This is a genomic window from Clostridium sp. DFI.1.208 (genome assembly GCF_024463855.1).
Taxonomy (GTDB): Bacteria; Bacillota_I; Bacilli_A; order Erysipelotrichales; family Erysipelotrichaceae; genus Clostridium_AQ.
Map to the genome: position 1 here is coordinate 1 of NZ_JANGCA010000052.1, position 26,662 is coordinate 26,662.

Sequence of the window (26,662 nt, forward strand, 5' to 3'; positions counted from 1 at the left end):
ATATCATTTTTGGCATAATAAATGGCAGAAACGTCGACTATTTTTGGGTTTATGAAGTACGTTTCTGCCACAGATATTCTATCAGATTTTAAAAAGACTGTCGACAGTCACTTTGTCAACAGTCTGGAATAGGAATGCTTTTGAAAGCATTCCTATTTAGCTAGGCTTTCGATTATGGTAAACAGGCGGCACTCACTTTTCATCAGCTTTATACGATTATCACCTCTGTAAATACAAAGCGGATTTCATGATTGAAAATAATCTCCATGAATTGAAACATCAGTTTATGGGATATAACCTGCATCTTGCAAGGCTTCTAAACGATGCTATATTTGATTATACCTCATCCACTTTCACAAGTACAATCGTAGAATCATCCTTTCGTCTTGTCTTTTTTAACAGCTCCGTAAAGCTTTCCACATCCTCCTTCACGCTTGTCTGAGTTCTCTGATTGAGCCATTTATAAATCTCATTCATATAAATGCCATCGGATATCATCAAATATTCATCCCCCGCCTTTAAATCAACCTGAAAGCAGTCCGGCTGCATCTGACTGATGATACCAACAGGCAATGCACTGCCGTTGATTTCATAGATTTGATCATTTCGCAGCAGGAAGGTCGGACAGGCTGCGGATTTTGATATGTAGGCAACCCCCTGAGAACGGTTAAAGCAGATAACATCCAGCGTTGCATAGGTATCGCTTTGAATCAGCTTGTTGATGCATTTGATTGCGCTGTCCTGTGGAATTCCACTGACCATCATACGCTGAAAAATATTGGTTATCAGCCGTGAGCTCTGTGCGGCACGCTCCCCGTTTCCCATACCGTCAGATATCATACACACCAGACTCTGACGGAATTTAAAGATGGAAAAGGTATCGCCGCTGGATGTATAGGAATTTTTCACACTATCGGCATAGGCATCAATGACAAAGGGAATGTCATCACAGACGGTGATGGAATGATAGCCACGCATAAATTTTCGATTGCGGATGTCCGCGATCTGTAGATTGCGGTGAAGCAGGACTTCAAGCAGCGGAAGCAGCGTAGAACGTATTTCTCCGCGTTTGATGTTTGCTATTTCCACACAAACCTGTATACAGCCCTCCTTCGGCTCTTCAATGCTCAGCTCCCGCACATCATACTGATAACCTTCCAGTGCCTTGGCGACACGCACCGTATCCTTTTCGTAGCCGTCTATTTTCCGTATGGCATCCGCATTGTACTGCAGGGCATTCGACATATTGGCAAGCAGCTCCGCCTGTACATCACTAATCTGTGCATAATATTCCGACAGGGATTGAAAGATATTGGCATAATTCTGCATCTGCCGCTTTAGCATACTCGTCTGAGAAAGTCGGTACTCCTGTTCATTTTGAAGCTCCGTACTCATATGCAGGGAAGCCGCATTCGTCGGTACAAGCAGTACACCACTCATACACAGCAGCAGATAAATCATATCCTCTGTATTATCCGGGTATAGAAAGCAGGCCCCCAGCAATAGCAGCATGGCACTTTTGCGATCCGTTTTCAGCACACTCAGCAGTACCGTAAGTACAAGTGCAGGCAGTACGCGAATGTCCAGAAGGAAGTACACCATCAGCGCCACAGTTACCGTAATCCATGCATTGCTTGATAAAGCAATCAGCAGCATGGTAATCATAATGACCTCCTGTGCATATACTGGTAACAGCTCTACCCCCAATAAGCCGATGGTAAACAGCAGAATTCCACGCATGCAGGCATTGTGCAGCATTCCCTTCTGAATCCACTGATAATCCGTAAACAGCTCCTGCATCAACAAGAAGCTCAGCACCGGCAGAATCACTGCCGTATTGTGCAGGCCATACTGCTGCACGCTGAACGCTGCGCTTAACAGCGTTGTCAGATATGGCATCCACTGATATAAATTCTGATTCATCACCTTTACCATATGAATAATTACAAAGTAACAGGCAAAGCCAAGTGCATAGCTGTATGCAGGCAGAATTCCTCTGGATAACGAGCATAGAAGAATAAAAAATACGCTGATCATCGCTTCCCGGATCGTACGCATATAGGAATAGGATACATACAGAAATGCAAGTGTATAACTAAGCGGAGAAGCCAGTGTCCCAAGAATGATAGAAATTCCGGCACAGGCTAAATCTTCCGCATGAATGGAAAATTTCCCCTTCAGTCTCTTGTTCATCACCTTTTCCAAACAAAACCACCTCTTTCATGCGTTATTGTAGAAGACATTTCGCATGGATTCTGTCATATTTTGTCTGTTCCACAAATTTGCCGGCTTTTCCCTTCGCCATCTCTGTTATCCTGCCACCTACTGCATCCCCCTAATCGACACATGTGGTTTCTTCTGCGCTAGTCCAGACAGTTCTTTACACGGTCCTTAATTTCACAGAACAGATCACTGTCGCGCCTTAGATGTGCTTTGACATCGATGATTCTGGCAGTATTGATCCATTTCGCATCATTGATAAACAAAACCGATTCCTTATTCATCCCCTTGATTCTTCCCAAACGCATCAAATGACGCTTTCCTTTCGGATTTTCCTTGCTGTAGGCCTGCAGATAAGCCGCATGATTGCCACTCATCGGCACAACGAATGCCTTGTTATGAAAAATCGTTATAATCAGTCCAAAATGCTGATAACCGATTTCTGCTATGTATGCTTCGCCAAAATCTATATAACAGATATCACCGACGCGAATGTCCACTCCAAGCTCACCACAGCTGCCCGCATGACGGCGCTCTCTCAGGTTCTGTTCAGACACCAGCCGCGGTATTGCCTCCTTCACACTCAAGGATGCATAATCCATGCTCTTCTCCTCAATATAGCATTCCCACAGATCCTTCCAATACGCCTTCTCTCCAAGGGAACCCTCCTTCTGATCCTCATCGACCATTTCATATAATTTTTTAACTTCCATTTTTCTCACCTCACTATATACATACGATAGAAAATGGGCCGATTCCTAAAAAATCCTGAAAATGCGGATATTTTTTATACTTAAATCCACAAAGTTTTCATAATGAGGATAAAAACCGCTTATCTTCAATTAAAAAGCTTTGTGGCAACTCTTACAAAATGAAGTCATTAAAACAGCATTTAATTGCTGAATCCTGACAAAAGAAAAGTAAATTGCAGAAAGTACATAAAATTACAACACCCGCAGCAACGGCGTTATCTATAGAAAAAAAACACAGATATGGCTGACAATACAGCTATGGAATCTGTATTGCTTTACTGCTATGATTAAAAAAGAGAAGAGCATCAAAAACGCCCATCAAATACAAAATGCAAACAAAAGAGAATCCAGACACTGCCGGTATGACCGCAGTCCTGAATTCTCTTATTTCATATTTTCATCATGTATGCGCAAGGATTTCCTGCAGCAGCTGATTTCCTATTTTTCCTGTTTTGTATTTGGACTTTTCTTTGAAAATCTTCGATACAGCTTTCTGGCACGCTTCTGAATGGAATTCGCTATCGACAGCAGCGGGTGATACTGCTTGGAAATCATCCCGGAAAACTCGATAAACAGCTCGACAACCAGCGCTATCAGAAACAGAACAAGAAAGCCTGTCGCTTTATTCACCAAATAGATGTACGCTGTAAAGCCGAACAAGGCAGTTACCACATACAAAATAATAACTGTATTGCGATGCCCAAACCGCTGCATCAGCAGATGGTGCAGATGGTTTTTATCCGCCTCTGAAAATTTATGGCCACTCAGCTTTCTTCGCAAAATTGCCCCGATGGTATCCACAATGGGTACCGCCAGCAGCAAGATTGGAAGCGCGAGTGTCATAATCGTAGAGCTTTTAAACCCCAGCAATGAGATTGCGGATATAATAAAGCCCAGAAACAAGGCTCCACAGTCTCCCATAAAAATACTTGCCGGATGTGAATTATACAGCAGAAATCCCATGGTTGCCCCTGCCAGAATCAAAGACATCGTCTGAATATCCAGACGTCCCTCAATCACAGAAAGACATGCAATGACAACCAGAATAATCGCAGAGATTCCTCCCGCAAGACCATCTAGTCCGTCGATCAGGTTCACTGCATTGGTGATACCGATAATCCACACAAAGGTTACAATAAAGGATACCAGTCCCATATCGATAGAAATCCCCATCGGCAGGCGGATCACATCGAGCGAAACCTTTCCTACTGTCATCAAAACGATGGCGGCAGCTACTTCAAATGCAAGCTTATACTTTGGTTTCAGATTGACCATATCATCGATCAGACCGCCTATGAACATGATTGTCCCACCAATCAGAATACCGTTGATGGTCATATCCGTCTTCATAAAAACCGCCATGCACACGACAAATGATATATAGATGGCAACACCGCCAATGCGGGCAATTTTTCCCTTATGTACGGTTCGCTCATTCACTTGTGCATAAATATCCAGCCGGTAGGCAACGATTTTCAGAAAAGGAGTAATCAGTGCGGATAAGGCCAATGGAATAATCAGATATTTCAGCCAATCCATATAGATACCTCGCTTTTATTTTCTATTGAACAAGATGCAGGTTTTCCAGCAGAATTCCTGTACCCTCCGCTACACAGCGAAGCGCATTTTCCGCAACATAAACCGGAATGTGCAATTCATTACGCAGCAGCTCATCGATACCGTGCAGCAGTGCACCACCACCGGTCAGTACGATACCTCTTGTCACAATATCACTTGCAAGCTCAGGAGGTGTCTGTTCCAGAACAGTTTTGCAGGCACGCACAACATCCTGCAGACTCTCCGCCATGCTGCCCTGAATTTCCTCACTGGACAGCGTAATGGTAGTCGGCAGACCCGTTACCAGGTCACGTCCGCTTACTTCAATCGTTTCATGCATGCTACCCTTCCATGCAGTACCGATCTGCTTTTTCACTTCCTCTGCTGTACGATCACCGATCAGCAGCTTTTTATTTTCCTTAACAAATTTGATAATATCACGATCCAGCGTATCCCCTGCAATCTTCAAAGAGGTACTGCTTACGATTTCACCTAAAGAGATTACAGCAACGTCTGTCGTACCACCACCGATATCCAGAACCATGCATCCGCTTGGCTTTCCGATATCCAGTCCGGCACCGACAGCAGCCACCTTCGGCTCCTCCTCGATGTACACTTTTTTCGCACCTGCACGATAAGCCGCATCACGAATGGCATTTCTTTCCACACTGGTGATGTTGCTTGGACAGCAGATCAGAATCGTAGGACGCTTGAACATCCCCTTGATTGCCAGCTTCTTGAAAAAGAAGTTCAGCATGATTTCCGTTACCTCGAAATCCGCAATAACCCCATCCTTCAGCGGACGAATTGCCAGCACTCTGCCCGGTGTTCTTCCAAGCATATCCTTTGCATCCTGTCCCGCAGCCAGACATTTCTTTGTTTCTGCATCTATCGCAACTACACTAGGCTCGTCAATTACGATGCCTTCACCTTTTACATACATTAGTAAGTTTGCTGTTCCTAAGTCGATTCCTACTTCTTTTGAAAACATAGTCCTTCATTCCTTTCGTGCGTTCATGTTTCTTCCATAAGAATTTGATCCGCATTTTTTACAGTAGTCTGCACAGATTCTGACATCGATAAGAAATATCCTGTTTCAGACACTCCATGCGCTATTTATACTCAATTTCAAGCAATTACCATTATAACACAAAATCCGAAATGTAAAAGTGTTAATATGCCTTTCCTTTTCTTAAAATTCCGTAATATGTATGGATGGGCTTTCACATATGAAAATAGTACCGCAAGGGTACTATTTGATCTCAGCGTTCGTTTTGCCGTACATCAGCTCCGGATCTATGATCTTGCCGTTTTTCTCTACGACAATGTGCAGATGATTGCCCAGCTCCTTGTTGTAAATATTGCTTCCGGCCTTTGCAATGGGATCCTTCTGATTGACCTTATCGCCCTTTTTCACTGTGATATCGGACAGGCTCTGATAGGTTATGCTCAAATCCTTGCTGGTGATTGTAACACTCTTGCCGAAGATATTATCTTCCTTCACATCACTCACTTCACCGCTGAAGCTTGCAAGCACGTCGAAAGCCTCCTTGTTGAAGGCATAATCCATGCCCTGATTGGCACGATAGACACCTTCAAACTTTGTCATACTGTCAACCTTGCTGTCCTTTCCATCGAAATAATCAAGGACGACCTCTGCCTTGACGGCAAACGGCTGGATGCCTTTTTCTTCCTCAGCTGAGCTGGGAAGCGAGAGCACCGGCGTTGTATCTTCCTTGAACACGGAAGTGTCCTTTGCAGGATTCTTCATGGAATATTCATAAGTCAGAAAGGCAGCTGCGGCAATCAGCAGGCAGCTTAAGGAAACAATCAGTCTGCGTTTTGGAAATTTCTTTTCCTTTGTATAGCTATACATTTCATCACCTCTAGTGATGATTATGCCCGCCCCTTTTTTCTTTATACATCATTCTTTTACAATCTGTACACCGGTATAATAATGCTTCAGGATTTCCTTGTAACTCTTTTTCTCCAGTGCCATTCCCTGTGCCCCGTACTGACTCATACCAAGACCGTGACCAAAGCCTTTGGTTGTCACCGCATAGCCGCTGCTTGTTTTCTTTATGGAAAAGCAGGAGGAGCGAAGCTTCAGCTTCTCACGGATTTCCCTGCCGCTGAAGGTGATGCGGTCAATCGTTATGGATTTTACATAGCCGGAGGCATAATAGGCAGGCTTTCCCACTTCCTTTACCGGATTTTCAAAGCCGAGCATCGTATGGAAGTCAGCCGCTGAGAAAACAGCTGTTTTCTGATAGCCGTCCTCCTCTTTATCCCAATGTGAATCCACACTGCGCAAATAGGGTGTCCTGCTGTCCCAGTATTCCTCGCTGTTGGCAGTCTTTCCGCATGATCCGCTGAAGAACACGGCAGAAATCGGTTCGCCCTGATAGGTCATGATTTCCCCTTCTGTCTCCTTCAGTGCCTTCACAACTCTGGCATGCATCTTATCATAGGAGCTCCCCCAAATCTGACGCATCTGTTTATCATCGTGATATACCTGTGTTCGTGTCGTGTCATCGACCTCAAAGCCGCGCTTCGTCACAAAGGTTCTGGCCGCCACACACTGTGCCTTCAGCGCCTCCATCTCAAAGGAAGCCGGCATCTCCGACCCGATGACTCCCTCCAGATATGTTTCCAGCGGCAGCTTCAGGCTGGTGCCATCCTGTCTTGTAATATGTACGGTCTGTTCTTTACCCTTCGCTTTCTCCTTCACCTTCTTTTCCTGCTCCTGCACCGATTCTTTACCTGTATTCCATAAAATCGGTGAGGATGTGCCCATATTCAGCCAGAGAAAAAAAGAGACAAGAATTATGGAGAGTACAAGGAGAAACTTCACAGCTATCTTCAAAAAAATCACACCCTCTCTACATGGTATGAAAGGGTGTGCGTACTTATTCCTCTGTATCGGGATGCAGCTTCTTTTTAAATTCACTTGGTGAAACATTATAGTATTTCTTAAATACCTTATTGAAGTACAGCTGGTCATCCATCCCGACCGCTGCCGCAACATCCTTGATCATACTGGACTCCCTGCGCAGCAGCTCCATCGCTTTTTTCATTTTCTTCTCATTGATATAATAATTCAAATTCACGCCGGTTTCATTTTTAAACAGCCGGCTCAAAGAGCTTTCATTCATCCCGATGCTGTCCGCAATCTCCTTTAGTGTCAGCTTGCGGTTCAGATTTGCGTCGATGTACTCCATGACATCCAGAATCTCCTGCCGATAGCGTCTGTTGGAGCGATCCTTCATCCATGCCTCAATTTGATCAAACGAGGAGGAGGCGATTTCCTCTAACTTGTCTGCTGTTTCACACAGCCGCAGCTTTGCAGTAATCGTGTCAAACGGAAAGGCCTGCCGAATCCCCCGTGCCATTTCATTTCCCTCAATGTTATGGAAAATGAATACGAAATACTCCAGTACAGCATGCGGTTCAATCTCATGGGACTTCATATAATCCAAAGCTTCCCTCAGCTTGCTTTGCACCGTATCAAAATCCTTAGCTGCCACAGCCTCCAGCAGCTCCAGATGAAATGTCACCTCATTCATATCCAGCTCCTGAAATGCATCATGCCCTTCACTTTGAATCAAACAGCCCTCTCCCACATAAAATCTTCGCTCATGCGATTTTAACAGCAGCTCGAACTGATCATAAAATTCATCCAGGGATGCAATGACATCCGACAGCGTAATGGACAGATGAATATCCAGATATTGCGCAATATTTCGTATGATGCTGTTGCATATATTCAGAATGCGAAGCTTTTCCTTGCTTTCAAACATCAGGATACCGGAATGGTTGCTCATAAAAATCAAGTGATGATGCACGGCAAGGGGCATGGATTCCCGTATCAAATCCTGCAGATGCTTATGCAGTGCCGCATGATCCCTGAGCTTTGTCCGATATAGATGGTTGATATTATCCACACGGAAATAGGCCATCTGAAATCCCTTCCGATAGGGCTCAAATACCGGCTGTGACAGTGTTTCCTGAAATTCCTTACGACTCAGAATGTGTTCGTTCTTGGTAAGAATCAAGCATTGCTGCAGCTCCTTTAGCGCAGACTCATATTCCTCATGATCGTTCATACTGCTTTCCACACAGGACTCCTTTACCTGCACGATAATGCGCTCCAGCTCTTTCTTTTCCAGTGTGACCTTTAAAAGATAATCAAATGCGCCGGCCTTCATGGCATCCCGCACATATTCAAAATCCGAGTAATTGCTGAGCGCAATCACCTGTGTGTTTTTATTGATATCCTTGATTTTGGTTATCAGCTCAATTCCATCCATTCCCGGCATTTTCAAATCCGTAATAACGATTTCCGGCTGCATATCCATAAAGATATTAAATGCTTCTTCCCCATCCTTTGCTGTAGCAATCACCTCACAGTCAAGTGCCTTCCAGTCAATCATGTTCTTTAACGTGATACGAATCAGACGTTCATCATCCGCAATCAGTACCTTGTACATGAGGCCTACCTCCCCTCTGTTTTTTTAAACGGCAGCAGCAGTGTCACAATCGTACCGGTGCCTACCACGCTTTGTATCTCCATGGAATAGTCTTCTCCATACATGAGACGAATACGCTCCTGAATATTTCCAATGCCGATACCGCTCAGCTTTTTATTGCGGCTTTCCTGCATATCCAAAGCGAAGCCCTTACCATTGTCACCAATTTCAATTTTCAGATATTTTCCCTCTGCCTTGGCGCGAATCGTCAGAAGCTGATGCTCCTTATCCTCTTCAAAGGCATGCAGAATGCTATTTTCTGCAATCGGCTGCAGCAGAAACTTCAAGATTGCACAGCTGCGTACATTTTCATCTATATTATATACCGTTTCAAACACATCACCATAGCGAAGCTTCTGAATTATGATATAGTTTTTCAGATTTTCGATTTCCTCCTCCACCGTAACAACTTCCTTACTGTCCACAATCGTGTTGCGCAGCAGTCTGGCAAGGGCGGTGATGCCCTCACTGACCGGCTTATCCTCATTCAGAATAGCAAGATAATGCAGCGTATTCAGTGTGTTGAACAGGAAGTGCGGGTTAATCTGTGCCTGCAGCAGCTGAAACTGGGTTTCTCTTTTCTGTTCCTGTTCCTGATGAACGGTATGCAGCAGTTCCTGAACACGGTCCAGCAGATCGTTGAAATTCATACTCAATTCATGAATCTCATCACGGCCGTCATCCTCCACACGATTCATCGCCAGATTATTCTCGTCCAGTGTCCGCATGGAATACAGAATGTTATGAACCGGGTCATAGATGCTGTGATATACGAAGTAGGCAATGGCAGCTAAAAGGACAATGAAGACAACCCCATATGCCACCAGCATGTTGCGAAAATTATGAATTTCTTCCAGCACATAGTTTTCATCACTCAGATAGACCACATACCATGGGGTGCCTTCAATTTTTTTTGCGGTCATATAATAGGAATGCTGATTGAGATCTATGGTGGATGCCTTCAAATCGATGAATTCCTCTATTTTCTCCGGATTGCTTCCAAATAAAACCTGTCCGCTTGTATCAACAACCAGCATACGACTTCCTGCCTGTGTAGATTGTGATAGAGATGCATTAAAGGCTTCCCGCGCAAAGCTGCAAAATACATATCCCAGAGGTTGGTCATACAAATCACGGATTTCTCTTGTCAGCATTATCATTTGTGATTTTTGATCATACAGCCAGTAACCACCCTGCTTCTGTGCCTGAATCTCCTTTTTATAGGTTTTTAAGTCAACGGGAAAGAGGGAGCCCTCTTCATAGAGCAGCTTCCCTGTTTCATCATACAGCTGCAGCCCCTTTCTGTCAGTAAGCAGGTCATTGCCATGCAGATTATGAGAGAACGCACGACGCATCGCTGTATCTGCGGGATAGTATAGATAATTCCGTACATAGGTGGATGCTGCCAGATTATCAATTTGTTCATTCAATGTATTTGCATTCAAATGAAAAATTTCCTCAGACATAGCAATCATCTGTGCAGAAGCCTGTTCGTTTTTATCCTTGATGATATTGGTACTGAAGGAATAATAGATCAGAAAAAACACAATCATCAAACAAAGCGGCACAAAGATAAAGGCCAGTGTCAGCCTTGTCTTAATATCCGTTCTGCGCAGCAGCTTTCTGTTTCCTTTCAGCATAACAACCAGCACCTTTCGTCACGTATCAGCTGTAGGGTCCTTTTTTATCTATGAACAAAGCCTCTACAGTCCATTGAATACAGAAATAGCAAGCAAAAACTGCGCTACCAGATATCCCAAGCCCAGAGACAGCAGCAACAGCAGCAGTCGCACCTGTCCAGGTTTTCTTACATTTGTAAAGGATTCAAAGCGTACACAGCTCAATGCCCAGAAGCTCAGCATAAAGGATAGTACATGAACAGCCAGATTCATAAAAAAATATTGCATACATAACCTCCATTCATTTCTTATATCTGCTTTTCCATTGCGAAAAGCGAATGTGTCATCTATGAGGCGGCTTCACAATATGGTGCCTACTACCATAGTCCTGTGCTTTCCCTTACATCCTTCAAAAATCAGCATCGGCATTACCGCCATGCTTTTTGTCATCAGATATGCACAGAGTTGATTTTCATCACAAGCCGCAATACTGCATCCAAGGCGTCCGCCGTGTACACTGCAGGCTGCAGCTTAAGCAAACCGTGGCATCTTCAGCTCCTGTTTCGGATGTCGTCTTTTGGCATAAAGGGAAGGATAAAAAGGACAGCTGCAGCGTTGGAAACTGCATCATTTTTATGTTTATGCACATATAGCGAAGCTGCTCATCTGCATATTTCGCCCATTTCATTCTGAAATATATTATACCATAAGTTGAATAGCTCCGGCAGCTTTTCCCCTACAAAATGAAAGAGAGTACTATGTCTGTTTCTCATGACATGGTGCTGAATTACATCGGGATCAGTGCTACACCTGTAGAAGGGGCGATGAGAGATGCGTAATGCTGCCTAGCTGTTGGATTTGTAAAAAAACGCATGTACGTGTAAGAAAATGTGCCGATACAGTATATGATTTATGAAAAGCAGCACTTTTTCAGCTGTTTTCTGATGATTACAGAGGGTGACAGAGAATATCATAATTGTCGCATGAGCATGGGACGGCTGCAAGCAGCTTCTGCTTTTTCGTCTGAAAATGTATGCAAGCATGTAGGTTCAGGTCAAAAGTCTGCTCTGTCTGCCTTATGAATTACTTCAAAACCTATGGAGCTATCACATGAACTGAATAATATAGGATAAATAAAGGAGCATGAAATATAATACAGGATAGAAGTCTGTTCATTGAAGAAATATATGTAAATCGCAAGTCATGTCAAGCATTGCACATATCTTTCCTTTATAATAGAAGCAGTATACAAATGAGGTGAAGCAACATGTATGAGTGGCAAAAGCAGATTCAGATGATCGTCGATGAGATTGACAGCTGCATAAAAAGCTATGAGGATGAAGCCCTGACACTGCACACCCTTTCACAGAAGCTGGGATACTCGGAATTTTATATGACTAGAAAGTTTAAGGAGATATCCGGTATGAAGCTTCGGGAATATATTCGATTGCGAAAGCTGGCCTTCGCCCTGAAAGAAGTTCGGGACAGTGAGAAGGGCATATTGAAAATAGCTCTTGATTATGGATTTTCCTCTCATGAGGCGTTTACCAGAGCATTTAAAGCTGCTTATGGTAGAACACCGAGCGCATACCGCAAACAGCCCGGACCTGTTGTCCTACGTACGAAAATCAATCCGTTTGACCGCTACCTTCTGGGGCTGGATGAGCTGGGAGAAATAAATTCCGCTAAAGCTGTAAAGACCTATTTTGTGACCATACCCGCCCATAAGTTTCTGTTTATTGAAAACCGGGAGAGTAACGGCTACTGGGATTTCTGGCAGAAGCAAAATCAGATTCCGGGCCAGGATATGGATACAATTTGCGGACTATTGGATAGCATTAAAGGTAAGCTCGATGATAGCGGTGGGAATGACATCAACAGCGGAGGCGGTCAGATCATGGCCTATCGCAACGATCAAAACGGCAGATTGTGTGACTGGGGATACCTGCGGACAGAGTGTTATGGTGTCCGTCTTCCTGTTCATTATACCGGAGATGTACCGCCTAATATGCAGCTGCTTGATATTGCGGAAGCAGAGTATCTTGTGTTTGAACACGGGCCATTTGATTATGAGCAGGAGAATAGAAGTGTTGAGCATAGGATGGAGGAAGCAATGACTGCATTTGATTTTACAAATACCGGTTACCGCTTTGACGATACCGCCGGTAGAATGCTGTACTTTTACTTTCAGCCGGAGCGCTGCTGGAAGTATATACGTCCTGTGAAAAGGATACAACAGTGAATATAAAAATATTCTTATTGATTTGATAGTATACGAGTAGAAGCACATTTTATTTCAATATAAAATAAAAATGCCCTACTGTTTATATTGCTGTGCGCTGCTACGCTAAGCCTTCACAAAAAGTAATGAAAAATGCTCGCTCTCTATTATGGACTGGTATATGATAGGAATCAGCGTTTCTTTGCATATGCTATTCACAGATAGAATTCTTTTGTTTCCTTTGCACAATAGAAAAGGTATAATGAATGTGAAAATCATTTAAAGGTGGGTGAAAAAATGCTTTCAGAGAAAGATCTGTTAAATATATTAGATAAAAAAGAAAAAGTAGATATTGAATTTAAAGAAGCAAAAAGAGGAGTGCCTAAGAGTATATATGAAACATATTCTTCTTTTGCGAATACCAATGGTGGTATAATCATTTTAGGAGTAAAAGAAATAAAAGAAGGTATGGCAGTCAAATATGAAATAAGTGGAGTAGAAAATGCAAATACCATTATTTCTGATTTTTGGAATACGATAAATTCCGGCAAAGTAAATAGAAATATTTTAAAGGATGCAGATATTTATTCATTGACAGTTCAGGGCGTAGAGCTTGTTATTATGCATATACCAAGAGCCTTGTATAATCAAAAACCTATTTATATAGGCGGGAATCCTTATGCTGGTACATTTAAAAGAAATTTTGAAGGAGATTATAGATGTACTAAGGAATCTGTAAACTCAATGATCCGTGACTCTTTTCATGATGCTGGCGATAATGAGATAATCGAATGGTTAGATATTGACGACCTTGATAAAAACACAATTGCAGTGTATAGGACACGATTTAGAAATAATAATGAAGGACATATTTATGAAGAATTATCGGATAAAGACTTTCTAACAAAAATGGGTGCATACCGCATTGATAAAAAAAGAAATATTGAGGGAATTACATCAGCAGGCGTTTTGATGTTTGGAAAAACCGAAACATTTAATGAAATTTTCCATAATGTCAATCTGGATTATAGAGATGAAACCAATTTGTTTGGTGATATGCGTTGGAGTGATCGAATAATAGAAAATGGTTTATGGGAGAAAAACCTATATAATTTCATTACAAAAGTGTATCCTAAACTTATTTCTGAGTTCCCCGTACCATTTCAAATGAAAAATTCATTACAAAGAAATGACGAAACAAAACTGCATGTAGCTACTAGAGAAGCGTTAGTTAATTCAGTAATACATGCTGATTTCAAAGAAGAAAGCTGCTCAATATTGGTTATTAAAAAAGAAAATTTTATTTCTTATTCTAATCCAGGATTACTGAGAATACCTATTGAACAAATTTATCAAGGTGGAGTATCTGTTACTAGAAATATCACATTACAAAAACTTTTCAGGTTTATTGGATTTGGAGAAAGTGCAGGATCTGGTTATGACAAAATATTAGCCCCCTCCAGAGCTGAAGGCTTTCAAGTGCCTGAGTTATATGAAAACCAAGACATGAGAACTACTAATCTCAAGTTATGGATTGTAAAGAAAGAGCATGGGGCATTAAGTGGGGCATTAAGTGGGGCATTAAGTGGGGCATTAGAAAAGCCAAACCATATGTTAAATGTAAAAGAACAGATGGTTTTAAATGTTATAAGAGAATTTCCTAATCTTAATAGAAAGAAAATCTTCGAAAAAACAAAAATTCCTTTAACTAGCTTGGATCGATATTTAGATAAACTAATAGCTTTAGATTTAATTCAAAAGAAAGGTTCACGTAGGACAGTTAGTTATAACGCCAAAAGTATAGATATACAATAAAGCTCAATGATTTTATATCATGAAATTGATTATTTGATATATCTGCGGAATGAATTCAACAAACCATGAAAGAAATGACTGATTGTTGTCTGCAATTATTCTTAAGTACAAGCAGAATTTGATATAGCTCTAAAAAAAGGTATCTATAAGAAATTTAATTAAAAAATAGTATACTACTAAGGCAACTCTGCATAAAAAAATGAGTGAAAGTTTAAGGAAAGCTCGATGATAGCGGCGGGAATGACATCAACATCGGAGGCGGTTAGGTCATGGCCTATCGCAACGATCAAAACGGCAGATTGTGTGACTGGGGATACCTGCGGACAGGGTGTTATGGTGTCCGTCTTCCTATTCATTATACCGGAGATGTACCGCCTAATATGCAGCTGCTTGATATTGCGGAAGCAGAGTATCTTGTGTTTGAACACGGGCCATTTGATTATGAGCAGGAGAATAGAAGTGTTGAGCATAGGATGGAGGAAGCGATGACTGCATTTGATTTTACAAATACCGGTTACCGCTTTGACGATACCGCCGGTAGAATGCTGTACTTTTACTTTCAGCGGAGCGCTGCTGGAAGTATATACGTCCTGTGAAAAGGATACAACAGTGAATATAAAAATATTCTTATTGATTTGATAGTATACAAGTAGAAGCACATTTTATTTCAACATAAAATAAAAACGCCCTACTTCTAATTGCTGTTTTCGTACAGACTTTAATAATCTATACATGCTGCCTATCAGTAGTCTCGTATATAAAAAAGTGATTCTTGATCCACTTTACGTCTTACTTCAATATGAGGCTGTGATAATGGCACAAGATAGTAAAAGCACGCAAATTTTCATAGAGAAAAAGCGTGTTTTCTGTAATGCCTCAAGTATTTGGTAATTCAGGAATCGCTTATACCTGGTCCCTTAAGACAATACCATCAAAGATGTCCTGCAGATCGTGTATTTCAGACTGTATACTATTACAATAATTTTGATGATAATGCCATAGATGGCAAATAAAATAAAGTTGGGTATCATCGATTCTGACGAGTTAAGAAACTACTTGTTAATTGCTTACTATTGATTAGCAGTAGGTACTCTACCTGCTTATATCATACAAAAAGAGATTTCAAGCATAATGGCATGCCACTATACTGAAACCTCCTGCTTATGTTTTTCAATTCCAGGTGAATATCACCTTTCATCAAGTACCTCTTTTCGATTACGATCAGCTCACTCCGTATGCACAGCATCTTGAAGCTGTACAAAAGCGATCTACAGCTGCCCTTCCTCGATCATCTGCTTAAATGCCTCCATAGCGATTTTATAGCTGTGCTTGCCCATTCCTGAAATTTGTCCCAGACATTCAGAGGCCGTCACAGAGATATGACGGAAATCATCGCGCCCATGGATATTCGACATATGCACCTCAATCGCCGGTACCAGCGTATGGACAGATTCCAGCGCATCCTTAATCGCATAGCTGTAATGCGTGAACGCACCTGGATTCAGCACCATCGGAATCTTACATCCGCTTTCTTCCGCTTCAAAATATAAGCTCTGGAAGTAATCGATCATAGCTCCTTCCCCGTTATTTTGAAATGCATCTACCGCAAAGCCGATGGATGCTCCATATTCTTTCAGCTCTTCAATCAAATCGGCGTATAACTGATTGCCATACTGGCCTTTGTTTCGTATTCCATAAAAATTATTATTCGGTCCGTTTACAATTACTAATTTTCGCATATTCTCTTCTCCTAATCTACCCACGGCTTTTGACTGATTATTGTATGAAGAACCTCATTGTTTCCTCGTTTCAGTTCAATTACGATTCCGTTTGGCATTTTCAGCCAGTTATCCCCTGTCGGAAGCATAACACAGCCCCATGCAAGGCATTGCTGATGAACGTTGTCATAGTCTGTGGTCATCAAAGCTATGTGGTCCAGTCTGCCTTCCTTTTCATCAAAGGCCATATCCTCATTGAATTGAAGTCCGGCATGCAGCCATATCTTTCGATTCGGTTTTTCACCCAAAGACAGTCTGACAGGCATATCAAATACTTCAGTAAAAAACTTTACACACCAATCCAGATCCTTCACTCTACATGCCGTATGCTCTACATATGTTGCCATAGCACTACCCCTTTTTCAGAGATGGTTCATACGCTAAGATATACTTTTCAATCCCTTTTACACAAGCTACCAGTGTTTGATTCACCGGTGTTTCGATACCGTATTTTTTACCCCATTCCACAATGGAACCATTGATGAAATCAATTTCTGTCGGGCGCTTCAATTCCAAAGATTGCAGGATCGAGGTTTTAAAGGTTCCCGGCAATCCTTCACTTGCGGCATACCACGGATATTCCGGATCTTCACTTTTCAATACTACACCGGCTGCCTTGGCTACCAAAATACCCTCGCGAATCGCGGCTACCGCCACATCCTTTATATAATCCTCTTCATACAACGGACCGTAAGGTAATCGTGTGATTCCACACAATGCCCCTGCCGCAACATTGATCAGCAGTTTATCCCAGATCAGTCCCTTGATATTATCGCTTACCTCACACAGCAGGCCTGCATCATTGAATACTTTGCAGACAGTTTGAATACGGTCTGTGATTTTCCCGTTCAATTCACCAATGTATGTCCACTTACCCTGTACACCGGCGGAAATATAGCCTGCCTGTATCAGTCTGCCGCCAACATACGTCTTACCACTGATAACATTTTCAGAGCCGATGACAGAAGCAATCGTTTCTTCATTTCCCAAACCGTTTTGTAAGGACATCACCAATGTGTTCTTTCCGATGACATTTGTCTGCTTTAACTGCTCTACCGCCTGTTTCGTGGCAAATGATTTAACAAGTACGATGACCAGATCAGCCTCACCAATCGTATCGGCAGCGGTTCTGGCATCCACTGTAACATACCAGTCTTCCTTCTCATTTGTCATATGTAAGCCGTTTTTGTTGATGAAATCCACATGCTCCTGCCACATATCCACAAAATATACATCGTTGCCGCCCATAGCCAGAGTTCCGCCAATCGTAGAACCCAAAGCTCCGGCTCCTAACATTACAATTTTCATATTCACAGCCTCCATCGATTACTTATCTTCCAAAGGGAAAAACTTCAGGATATGGATAGCGAATACAACGATTTCTCCCTTTTGATTGAAAATCTCTAATTTTGAATATGTTTTATTCGTTTCCTCCTCGATTCTGTCAACCGTGTATCTGCAGGTCAGTGTATCTCCGAAATACACAGGGTTGATGAAGCGCAGCTTATCGTAGCCATAGGATGCGGAAGGAACCGGTGACTTCACCTGCTCCTGAATTTTCGTTGAAGCAGTACATCCGATTGCGAAGGTTAAGATACCGTGAGCAATTCTTGTGCCATACATCGTTTTCTTCATGTACTCCTCATTGAAATGCATCTGGCTGTAATCGCCGGTCAGACCTCCGAATAATACAACATCTGTTTCTGTAATCGTTTTTTCAAATACTGCGCTATCCCCTATCTTTAAAGGGATGTCCACTTTCGTGATTTCTTTTTTTTCTGCCATGTTTTTTCTCCTTTATTGGTTTATAAGTATTCCTTCATCCATATGTTCGATAAGCAAAGACTTCTTACGGCAGCTGCCTTCCTATCGACCCTCAGCTGCCATCATGCTTGGTTTCATTCAGCCTTTTTTACATTTACTGATTGATAAATTCGTTATAGATATTCATTTTCTCTTCCCTGAAAATACGTGCATCCATTTCTTTCAGATCCTCTGCAATTTCAGGTACAAAGCCCATCTGATCGATAACATCCTTTTGTACATCGATTCCCGGAGCGATTTCTGTAAGAACAACCTTACCGTTCAACAGCTTGAACACTGCACGTTCTGTTATATAAATAACCTCCTGCTTCTGTTTTTCCGCCTGTTTTGCGGAGAAGGTAACGGAGCTTACGTTCTTGATCAGCTTTTCAAACTTTCCTTCCTGCTGGATTGTTATCGTTCCATCCCTGACTTCTGTAATCAGCTTTCCGGCACGCAGTGTTCCGCACAGTACCACCTTTTTACTTCCTGCAACGATATTGACGAAGCCGCCAGTTCCCATGATTTTTCCATTAAAGTGGTGAACATTCACATCCCCGTTCTCATCCAGTTCCGCAAAGGATAAAAATGCCACATCCAGACCGCCGCCGTCGTAGAAGTCAAACTGTGCAGGCATGTCCATGACTGCTCTTGCATTGACAGTTGCGCCAAAGAAGATTCCCTGTGCCGTAGCACCTCCTACCGGACCGGTTTCCACGGTCAAGGTAAAGGCATCCTGTACGCCCTCTTCCCGTGCTACATTTCCGATTCCATCCGCAATACCGACACCGACATTTCCAACGTAACCGGGACGAACCTCCATCAATGCTCTTCTTGCGACAACCTTTCGCTGATCCAGCGGCAGCATTGTTATTGCGCTGTCATCGGCAATATAATCTCCCGCAAAGAATCTGTCTGAACCGTTATATAGCTGTTCCTGCTTCTCCTCAACGACAATCGCATCCACAAGGAAGCCCGGAATTTTCACACTTTTCGGATGCAGGGTACCAGCTTTTACCAGCCGTTTTACCTGCAGGATTACCGTTCCACCGTTATTGTGTACCGCCTGAGCAAGCTGGAGTACATCAATATAGGTGATTTCATCCTCCATGGATGCGTAGCCCTCTGTATCCGCAGTTGTTGCACGAATCAGACAAACATCCAAAGGAACAACCGGGTAATACAGCCATTCCTTACCATCCACGTTCATAACCTTGATCAAATCTTCCTTCGTCACTTCATTCAGCTTACCACCATGCACTCTGGGATCAATGAACGTCCCCAGTCCCACATGGCTGAGAATTCCCGGCTGTCCTGCCGCAGCCGTTCTTGCGAGCTGTGCCATGATGCCCTGCGGGAAATTATATGCCTCTATTTTGTTTGCGCTTGCCATTTCCGCAAGTCTTGGTGACTGTCCCCAGTGTCCGCCAATGACACGCTTTACCAGCCCCTCTAACGCCAGGGGTGACATCCCTCGATCATTTCTATCTCCAAGCCCTGTTGAATGCCACAGTGTTAAATTTTTCGGACAACCGGTTTCCACATACCGCTCATGCAATGCGTTGATCAGTGCATAAGGATCAACGATTCCACCGCCTGCACCGGAAATTGCTACCGTATCCTGATCCGCAATATATGCGACTGCTTCTCTGGCAGATAATACTTGCGGCTTTGTTCCATTCCTCTTAATTTTCGACATATTCTTATCCTTTCCTCTATATAGAAATTATAGGAATTCCATGTAAAAAAGGAAACAATCTAATCCGTTGAAATCAAAAATTATCTTGCTTGTTTTCATTAGTTTTTCTATAATAAAAGCGTAATACATGTAACTATCCTGCTTTATTTAAAAATTATATTGCTAATTTTGGAGGGTCCTATGTTCTTGTTTGATAATCAAAACGAAAATAAGCATACCACACCGATCTTTACGAATGCACCAACGATGTCCAGACTTTCCCATAGCTTCAATGATTCTCACTGGTCCTATCCCTACCATGTCCACAAGCATGAAACCGAGCTGATATATTTCTCAAGCGGCAAGGCTAGCTATCAGATTAACAATGAGGTTTTCAGTGTTGCCGCAGGCGATTTACTCATTGTGAATAAAGGCTGTATTCATTCTATAACTTCTGATATCGATGATCCGATTTCCTGCTGGACTTGTGCAATCACCAATTTCAAAATGGCAAACTCCAGCTCGCCGGATATCTTTCTTCCCTTAGATAAAAAGCCCTATGATCGATCACAGGAGCACAGGAGGATAATCGAAGAGATTTTTGAAACGCTGGAGTACTTTTCTCAGCAGCAGAATCCGTATGCCGTAACGATTTGTAACTCTCTGGCAAACGCTCTTGCAAATATATATTTCAGTATTTTTCAGCATGCAGTCACAGATCATAATGAAAAAAAGCCGTCCTTTGCACAGGACATCCTGTTCTATATAAACGAGAATTATGCAAAGGATATCACATTGAAGGAGCTGACAGAGTATTTTCACATCAGCAGTGATTACATATCACATAAATTCAAGGAGACCTATGGGATTTCACCAATCAACTATGTGATTGACCGCCGCATCAGCGAAGCAAAATGGATGCTGATCAACACAACAGATTCTCTTATATCCATTTCATCACAGGTTGGCTATGACAACACGACCCATTTTTCTAAGCTGTTTCTGAAAAGAGTCGGATATCCGCCATTGGAATACAGAAGGAAATTTGGTATGAAGCTGGAAAACGGCAGGTAACAACGCGATGATATCTGCTTTCAATCCAACATCAGATTCTGCAGTGTATAAAGGCAGATACCTGTCATTGGAGTACAGAAAAAATTTAGTATGAAGCTGGACAGCAGCTGCTAACAATGAACTTGTATCTGCAATCCTTGCGAAAGTAGCTACTGCCGTGGATTGTGTCAGTTTTAAAACACCTTGTTTCAGGCATATGGTTAAGATTCAATACACACGGGTAAGACTGGGTGACCTCTTCTATCCGCTTTAAATTCCCTGTGCCTCCATGTAAGTATAAAAAACAGATAAGCACCTTGTTACGTTCTTTTTTACTTTAGGGTCGTTGCATAAAAAAAGATTTCATTTCTATTGAAGCTCACAATAGAATCTGAAATCTCTGCTTTGCCCAAAATCGAATAAGAACGCTTGTTACAGGGTCTTATCTTTTTTATGCTATCCGGCTTTCCTCTGATATTTCATTATAAAAGGCATACGGGTATCGTTATGTGTTCATCTACTTCGTGATATATGCATACATATCTCCGGATTGGATGTATGAGCATGGGATATCTGCCTGAATTGCCGCTGGAAGATATGTCGTCATATACTCCATTCCCGGTTCCTCCAGATTGAAATGCCCCATGCCGATGATTGCCCTATCCATTCCCAGCATACTGCTATCCCGGATGTATTCCGCAAGTGTAAAATCAACGATTTCCATTGTCAGAAAACAGTTGATATCCTCTCTGTCTGCTTCCTGTATGGTATCTCTGGCATCCCCCAGTACATGAAAGGGAATACGTACCCTTTCCACAATGCTGTTTTTGTTTCCAATAATTTTTACACCGTTCAGCCGCAGCCTTTGAATCAGAAAATCCGCAAGCTCCTGTACGGTTGTCTTCGGTATCGTGAAAGACAGAGGATTGTGCACATCCTTTGTGATATATGGTATCCACCCCAGCTTACTTGCTACACCATAAAAGATTCCGTCGGTAAAGCTGCCATCCTTTAGCGGGATACCGGAATGAATGTAATCATGATTCCTCCATACGACAATACCGGTTTCATCCAGCAGCTTTTTCTTTGCCAGAAAGGTGCTGTTTTCTTCCTCCTGCAGCCAGTCTGTATGATCACCATGATTCCAGAACAGCGCCTCGTGCGCAATGATCAGGTTCGCCCCCTGCAGTGCAGCCTTTTTTATTACATCAATCGTTGCCCAGCAGGTTGTAACGATTCCAGTACATTCCTGATACGGGTTTCCATATAATACTTTATCCCTTGTTGTTTCCTCATCAATTTGTTTCCCTTCCCATTCCCCTTTATGATAGGCTTTCAGCTTATCTATTACTTTTTGTATCTGCATCCTTACTGCTCCTTTCCTATATAATTATATCTGCTGCTGTATGCGTGCTTTCTTTCGATTATTTTCATTCTGTAGGGAATATCATCCTTTATGCTGATCATTGCTTTCAACAGCTCCCTGTGAATGCTGCTTGTTTAGCAGCATATCGTGATTTTCTTCAGAAGGCCAGATGCATTCGCAGCCACTTGTAGCGCAAGCTGCATTTGCCAATATACATATCATTCATAACGACACGTATTCTGCTTTATCACTGCATGCTATAAAACAATGGCTCTGAAGCAGAACCTCAGAGCCGTCAGATATTATTCATCATCGCAGTCCATGGCGGAAGCTGAATGTAATGTATTCACATAAACGATTTGGTTTTTGCACTCCTCAACAATTTCCGCAATACGCTTCTCGGTAAACGGTACGTCCTCACCCGCAAGCACCATGCTCATTGCCATCGGCAGATTCATCCCGCATAGAACATGCACATGTTCACTGATATAGGGATAAAACTTCTGATAGACACTACCGCCTAACAAATCGGTCAGGACGATAACCTCATCCTGAGGATCAAAGGTATCAAACAGCTGTTTAACTCTGATTTCCAGCTCCTGCTCCTTATCCTCCACATAGGCATTGATATCATGAATCGTACGCGCTTTACTTGTTAGAAAATCCACCGTGTCCTTCAATCCGTATGCCAGATAATGGTGTGATGCAAAAATAAATCGTCTCATAATAAATCTCCTATCTCGCAAGCGATACGTTCACTTTCACCAACCGGTGTATTGCTTGCTTTTGTTTCGTAAGTCTTTCCATACTCCTGTGCTTCCATGAAATACCCCTGATAATCATTGGCATAGCCAATTAGAAGAAAATGCTTGGTTTTGCATGCCGCTCGCAGCTGTAAACCGAAGGCAGAGGCAAGCTCTCCGGGAAACGTGACGATGGTAAGCTCATTCATATGAAGAAGAATACCGCGTACGTGAAAATCAATCTGTGCTGTCTGCAGCTTCATCTTCAGCAGCAGGATTTCCGATGCTGCCAGCTTGCGCTCATCTGCCGTGGCATCCTTACGGGAAAGAACAGCCTCCGCCTGTGCGATTCCCTTACGATAGTCCGCATAGAATACGGTATTATCGTAGTGTACGGGATGGTCATATACCGTTGTTTTCACCTTGCTCAGATGCAGCTCCTCATAGGAATCCATCTGCTTCAGGATATGCGCAATGCCTGTGCCGACCCGCTCCAGCTCCTGAAAATCATTCCCCTGCCGATACTGGCGATTGCTGATATCGCCGCTTGCTCCGGTAAATGTATAGGGAATGACGCCCAGATGATCTTTCATAAGCGAGCGCACTTTTCCAATCAGATCTGCACTTAACAGCATATTATCCATTCCCAGTACAGTTGCATGACAGTTGAAATTGCACATGGCTGCGACAACACTGTCATTGTGCATGAATTTGATGATTGTCCCATTATCCTCAAACGGAAGCGTTTTATCTGTCCGTTTACTGTAATATCCATGAATTTTACAGGTATCAATCCATGCTGTAACCTCCTGCAGCTGTGCAGGAAGGGTCTTTACACTCTCTGTAATCTGTTTTGAAACATAGGCGAAATACTCCGGATTATCCGGTGTATCGAAGATCGCCTCATCCCCCAGACCATTTGCCGCAGAATGTGTGTGAACTGCGTGGATGATGATATGATCCCTGTCTATGGGTAACACTTCTTTGATTTGTTTTTTTATAGCAGCCGCTTTTTCTCCACCCAATGTTACGACATCTATACTGATAAAGAGAAGAGTAACCGTATCGATTTCCAGCAGCAGTGAAACAGCCAGGGGGCTGTCATGAACCCCCTTAGCCGTATGCTTTCTGGCTTCTCCTACATAGCCGCATAAATGAACGGCACATTTTGGTGTTATATCAGCGACGCAGGTCGCAGCTCTCAATGTTGATTCCCTTCTTTCTATGCCGTGAAGATTCCGGTTGCCGCACCAAGCATGGATGCCACAATGATGAACAGAATCATCCAGGTCATCTTCACCTTCTTCACCTTCATGAAGTAATATATAATTCCAACAGCAGCTACCGGAAGAAGAGCAGGCATAACACCGTCAATCAAATCCTGCACCTTCATAACAACGTCCCCGTTTTTAAACTGAATGCCGGTGCTCAGCTTCACGACGGTCGCAACCAGAGAGCCAACCACAGTCAGACCAAGCACGGAGCAGGCTTCTGTAAAGACCGTTATCTGTTTACCAAATTTGGTGATGACATTAACACCCATACCGTATCCCCATTCATACTGCAGAATACGAACCACCAGAAATACAAAGGTGAATGCAGCCCACAGGAAGATTCCCAGCGGATTGCCCTCCATCCCCATGCTTGCCGCAATGGAGCCGAAGATTGTAGGAATCATCGCCCAGCCAATCGTATCACCGATACCTGCCAGCGGTCCCATCAAACCAACCTTAAAGTCATTGACTGCATCCAGTGAGGAAATACCGCCTTCATCCTCGATCCCCAGCGCAGCACCGATTACAAACGGCGATATCCAAGGCATGGTATTATAGTAACGCATATAGTTCAGACAGGATTTTTTCAAATCCTCATCATCCGGATACATTTTTCTCAGACATGGATATACGGAGAACAATGTGGAAGGTGCCAGCTGTGTTTCATAATTGAATGTGGATATACCAATCAGCCATCGCCATGCTGCCCTACGCAAATCCTTTTTCGTTAAAACCTTTTCCTTACTCATCTTCCAAACCTCCTGTGACAGCACCTGCAGCTGCAGTTCCTGCCTTCATCTGATTTTTGTAAATTTCATATGCTCCTGCAAGTCCGATGGCCGCAATACCAAGTACCGGGACCTTCAGATAAGCTGCCAGCACAAAGCCGACAAGCAGGAAGGACCAGTATTTGCCCAGCGGCATATACATCAGCAGCATGGCCATACCGACACCGGGAAGGACGCCACCTGCGATTGTCAAGCCGGTAGTAAACCAGGCAGGCATGAAATCCAGGATTGCATTGACAACGGTAGGTCCTGCGACAATACAAACCAGAACCGGAACAGCAGAGCATAAACCATAGAAGATCGGTGAGATTTTAATCATATTCAAAGCAGACTGAAACTTTCCTTCTTCAATCAGTGAGGTTTCCTTTCTCATCAGGAAGCCGTTGAAAATTTTGTATATAACGTCAAAGTTAACGCCAAGCATAGCCACCGGAAGACCGATGGCAAGACCTGCCTCCATCCCTTTTCCTGTAGTGACCGCTATCGTTGTCGCAATGATGGCCGCAATCGGATAATCCGGCATCGAGGATCCTCCTACTGCCACAACGCCCATAGACATCAGCTGCATGGTCGCTCCGATGCTCAGACCCGTTATGGGATCTTGCACAACCAGACCGGTGAGCCATCCGCAGATAATTGTATTGAATGCAAACAGCTGTGTTGTTACGGTATCTGTCATTTTCAGATACGCAATCAGTGTGATAAAGACAATCTGTAGTATTGATAATTCCATCCTTTTTCTCCTCCTACAATTCCATTGCGTGCGACAGCTTCACAGCTTTATCCGTTGTTGTGAACTGCACATCCACTTCACATCCGTTTTCCATCAGCTTTCTGTAAACAGGCTTTTCTTCATCCTTTACAGAAGCTCTTGAGCTGACCTTTGTTCCGGTATCGCGATCTCTGGTAATTCCGATTACGATTCTTGGAATTTTTTGTCCGGCCTCCTCCTGTAGTCTCAAAAACACCCCCGGGTCTTCGCATACCACAAACACCTTGTGATCATCATACTTCCCTGCCTTGAAATTCTTCATGGCAGTTTCCTCCGTGATGATGGAGCATGCCATACCGGCAGGCTTTCCCAGACGCATGCTTTCCTTGATAATCGGATCGTTCGCCGTGCGGTCATCAATCACCATAACCCGCTGAGCACCGGACTGCGGTGCCCACATGGTTGCTACAATACCATGAAGCAGGCGGTAATCAACTCTGCCCAATACAATACTCATTTCATTTCCTCCTTCGCATGGAAGCGACGTGCTCTGTACCTGACGTCCTTCCGTTACACCTTTCTTCCAGCAATTCCCGTGCCAACTTTACAAACGCCTGTAATTACCGGCCAATGGCATCAACCTAAGGAAATTTGGTTGATGCTATTTTTTATTCCTATCAGAAATCACTTCATTAATCGCTCACTATCGTTGTAGTTAAGAGTATATTATATAAATATTTTTTAATATATATTA

The 26,662-nt window shown here is 43.0% G+C and carries 23 protein-coding genes and 1 pseudogene; 4 read left to right on the forward strand and 20 right to left on the reverse strand.

What is annotated here, in order from left to right; genetic code table 11:
* Positions 1-336 precede the first annotated feature (336 nt).
* From NE665_RS19240 to NE665_RS19280, 9 genes are all read right to left on the reverse strand, one after another.
* On the reverse strand, positions 337-2,196 hold the full coding sequence (locus NE665_RS19240) for a SpoIIE family protein phosphatase (RefSeq protein WP_233104787.1): 1,860 nt from the start codon (positions 2,194-2,196) through the stop codon (positions 337-339).
* Positions 2,197-2,363: 167 nt separating this feature from the next.
* Complete coding sequence (locus tag NE665_RS19245; protein WP_117444596.1) at positions 2,364-2,933, reverse strand: hypothetical protein; 570 nt, start codon at positions 2,931-2,933, stop codon at positions 2,364-2,366.
* A gap of 477 nt (positions 2,934-3,410) precedes the next feature.
* Complete coding sequence (locus NE665_RS19250) at positions 3,411-4,511, reverse strand: MraY family glycosyltransferase (RefSeq protein WP_117444595.1); 1,101 nt, start codon at positions 4,509-4,511, stop codon at positions 3,411-3,413.
* Positions 4,512-4,533: 22 nt separating this feature from the next.
* Entirely contained in the window at positions 4,534-5,520 is a 987-nt protein-coding gene (locus tag NE665_RS19255; RefSeq protein ID WP_002606344.1) for a rod shape-determining protein, read from the reverse strand.
* 261 nt (positions 5,521-5,781) lie between these two features.
* Complete coding sequence (locus NE665_RS19260; RefSeq protein WP_117444594.1) at positions 5,782-6,405, reverse strand: M23 family metallopeptidase; 624 nt, start codon at positions 6,403-6,405, stop codon at positions 5,782-5,784.
* A gap of 48 nt (positions 6,406-6,453) precedes the next feature.
* Positions 6,454-7,557 carry a stage II sporulation protein D gene (gene spoIID / locus NE665_RS19265; protein WP_347285933.1) on the reverse strand — a complete coding sequence of 368 codons (1,104 nt, stop codon included), beginning with the start codon at positions 7,555-7,557 and terminating at the stop codon, positions 6,454-6,456.
* The gene (locus NE665_RS19270; protein ID WP_117444592.1) at positions 7,439-9,019 is read right to left on the reverse strand and encodes a response regulator; all 1,581 of its coding nucleotides are present in this window, start codon (positions 9,017-9,019) and stop codon (positions 7,439-7,441) included. The genes spoIID and NE665_RS19270 overlap by 119 nt, the downstream gene beginning before the upstream one ends.
* A gap of 5 nt (positions 9,020-9,024) precedes the next feature.
* The gene (locus NE665_RS19275) at positions 9,025-10,698 is read right to left on the reverse strand and encodes a sensor histidine kinase (RefSeq protein ID WP_117444591.1); all 1,674 of its coding nucleotides are present in this window, start codon (positions 10,696-10,698) and stop codon (positions 9,025-9,027) included.
* 63 nt (positions 10,699-10,761) lie between these two features.
* Positions 10,762-10,965: a DUF1146 family protein gene (locus NE665_RS19280; RefSeq protein ID WP_117444590.1), complete on the reverse strand. Its 204-nt coding sequence runs from the start codon at positions 10,963-10,965 to the stop codon at positions 10,762-10,764.
* Positions 10,966-11,944: 979 nt separating this feature from the next.
* On the opposite strand from NE665_RS19280, the gene NE665_RS19285 reads away from it, so the two are divergent.
* The 3 genes and pseudogenes from NE665_RS19285 to NE665_RS19295 form a co-directional block, all read left to right on the forward strand.
* On the forward strand, positions 11,945-12,919 hold the full coding sequence (locus NE665_RS19285) for a helix-turn-helix transcriptional regulator (RefSeq protein WP_178759969.1): 975 nt from the start codon (positions 11,945-11,947) through the stop codon (positions 12,917-12,919).
* 276 nt (positions 12,920-13,195) lie between these two features.
* Positions 13,196-14,713, forward strand: coding sequence for an RNA-binding domain-containing protein (locus tag NE665_RS19290; protein WP_117444588.1), 1,518 nt, complete (start codon positions 13,196-13,198; stop codon positions 14,711-14,713).
* A gap of 203 nt (positions 14,714-14,916) precedes the next feature.
* Positions 14,917-15,326, forward strand: a pseudogene (locus NE665_RS19295) (AraC family transcriptional regulator); the annotation flags it as partial.
* A 655-nt stretch (positions 15,327-15,981) separates the two neighbouring features.
* Here the strand turns inward: NE665_RS19295 and NE665_RS19300 are convergent.
* The 5 genes from NE665_RS19300 to NE665_RS19320 form a co-directional block, all read right to left on the reverse strand.
* Positions 15,982-16,452 (reverse strand): type II 3-dehydroquinate dehydratase, encoded by a 471-nt coding sequence (locus NE665_RS19300; protein WP_117444587.1) that lies wholly within the window; start codon positions 16,450-16,452, stop codon positions 15,982-15,984.
* Between the two features lie 11 nt (positions 16,453-16,463).
* Entirely contained in the window at positions 16,464-16,838 is a 375-nt protein-coding gene (locus NE665_RS19305; RefSeq protein ID WP_117444586.1) for a VOC family protein, read from the reverse strand.
* A gap of 4 nt (positions 16,839-16,842) precedes the next feature.
* Positions 16,843-17,799, reverse strand: coding sequence for a ketopantoate reductase family protein (locus NE665_RS19310; protein WP_117444585.1), 957 nt, complete (start codon positions 17,797-17,799; stop codon positions 16,843-16,845).
* A gap of 18 nt (positions 17,800-17,817) precedes the next feature.
* The gene (locus tag NE665_RS19315; RefSeq protein ID WP_117444584.1) at positions 17,818-18,276 is read right to left on the reverse strand and encodes a MaoC family dehydratase; all 459 of its coding nucleotides are present in this window, start codon (positions 18,274-18,276) and stop codon (positions 17,818-17,820) included.
* 133 nt (positions 18,277-18,409) lie between these two features.
* A complete protein-coding gene (locus NE665_RS19320; protein WP_117444583.1) occupies positions 18,410-19,993 on the reverse strand; it encodes a CoA-transferase in 1,584 nt (527 codons plus the stop codon).
* 180 nt (positions 19,994-20,173) lie between these two features.
* Between NE665_RS19320 and NE665_RS19325 the strand changes: the two genes are divergently transcribed.
* Entirely contained in the window at positions 20,174-21,046 is an 873-nt protein-coding gene (locus NE665_RS19325; RefSeq protein ID WP_117444582.1) for an AraC family transcriptional regulator, read from the forward strand.
* A gap of 496 nt (positions 21,047-21,542) precedes the next feature.
* On the opposite strand, the gene NE665_RS19330 is transcribed toward NE665_RS19325, so the two are convergent.
* From NE665_RS19330 to NE665_RS19355, 6 genes are all read right to left on the reverse strand, one after another.
* Complete coding sequence (locus NE665_RS19330) at positions 21,543-22,391, reverse strand: Nif3-like dinuclear metal center hexameric protein (protein ID WP_117444581.1); 849 nt, start codon at positions 22,389-22,391, stop codon at positions 21,543-21,545.
* A gap of 302 nt (positions 22,392-22,693) precedes the next feature.
* Positions 22,694-23,116, reverse strand: coding sequence for a PTS sorbitol transporter subunit IIB (locus NE665_RS19335; protein WP_117444580.1), 423 nt, complete (start codon positions 23,114-23,116; stop codon positions 22,694-22,696).
* A complete protein-coding gene (locus NE665_RS19340; protein WP_117444579.1) occupies positions 23,113-24,339 on the reverse strand; it encodes a hypothetical protein in 1,227 nt (408 codons plus the stop codon). The genes NE665_RS19335 and NE665_RS19340 overlap by 4 nt, the downstream gene beginning before the upstream one ends.
* A gap of 17 nt (positions 24,340-24,356) precedes the next feature.
* Positions 24,357-25,157, reverse strand: a complete 801-nt coding sequence (locus tag NE665_RS19345; protein WP_117444578.1) for a PTS system mannose/fructose/sorbose family transporter subunit IID — start codon at positions 25,155-25,157, stop codon at positions 24,357-24,359.
* Positions 25,150-25,929 (reverse strand): PTS sugar transporter subunit IIC, encoded by a 780-nt coding sequence (locus tag NE665_RS19350; RefSeq protein ID WP_117444577.1) that lies wholly within the window; start codon positions 25,927-25,929, stop codon positions 25,150-25,152. The genes NE665_RS19345 and NE665_RS19350 overlap by 8 nt, the downstream gene beginning before the upstream one ends.
* 13 nt (positions 25,930-25,942) lie before the next feature.
* Complete coding sequence (locus NE665_RS19355) at positions 25,943-26,425, reverse strand: PTS sugar transporter subunit IIB (RefSeq protein ID WP_117444576.1); 483 nt, start codon at positions 26,423-26,425, stop codon at positions 25,943-25,945.
* Between the last annotated feature and the right edge of the window lie 237 nt (positions 26,426-26,662).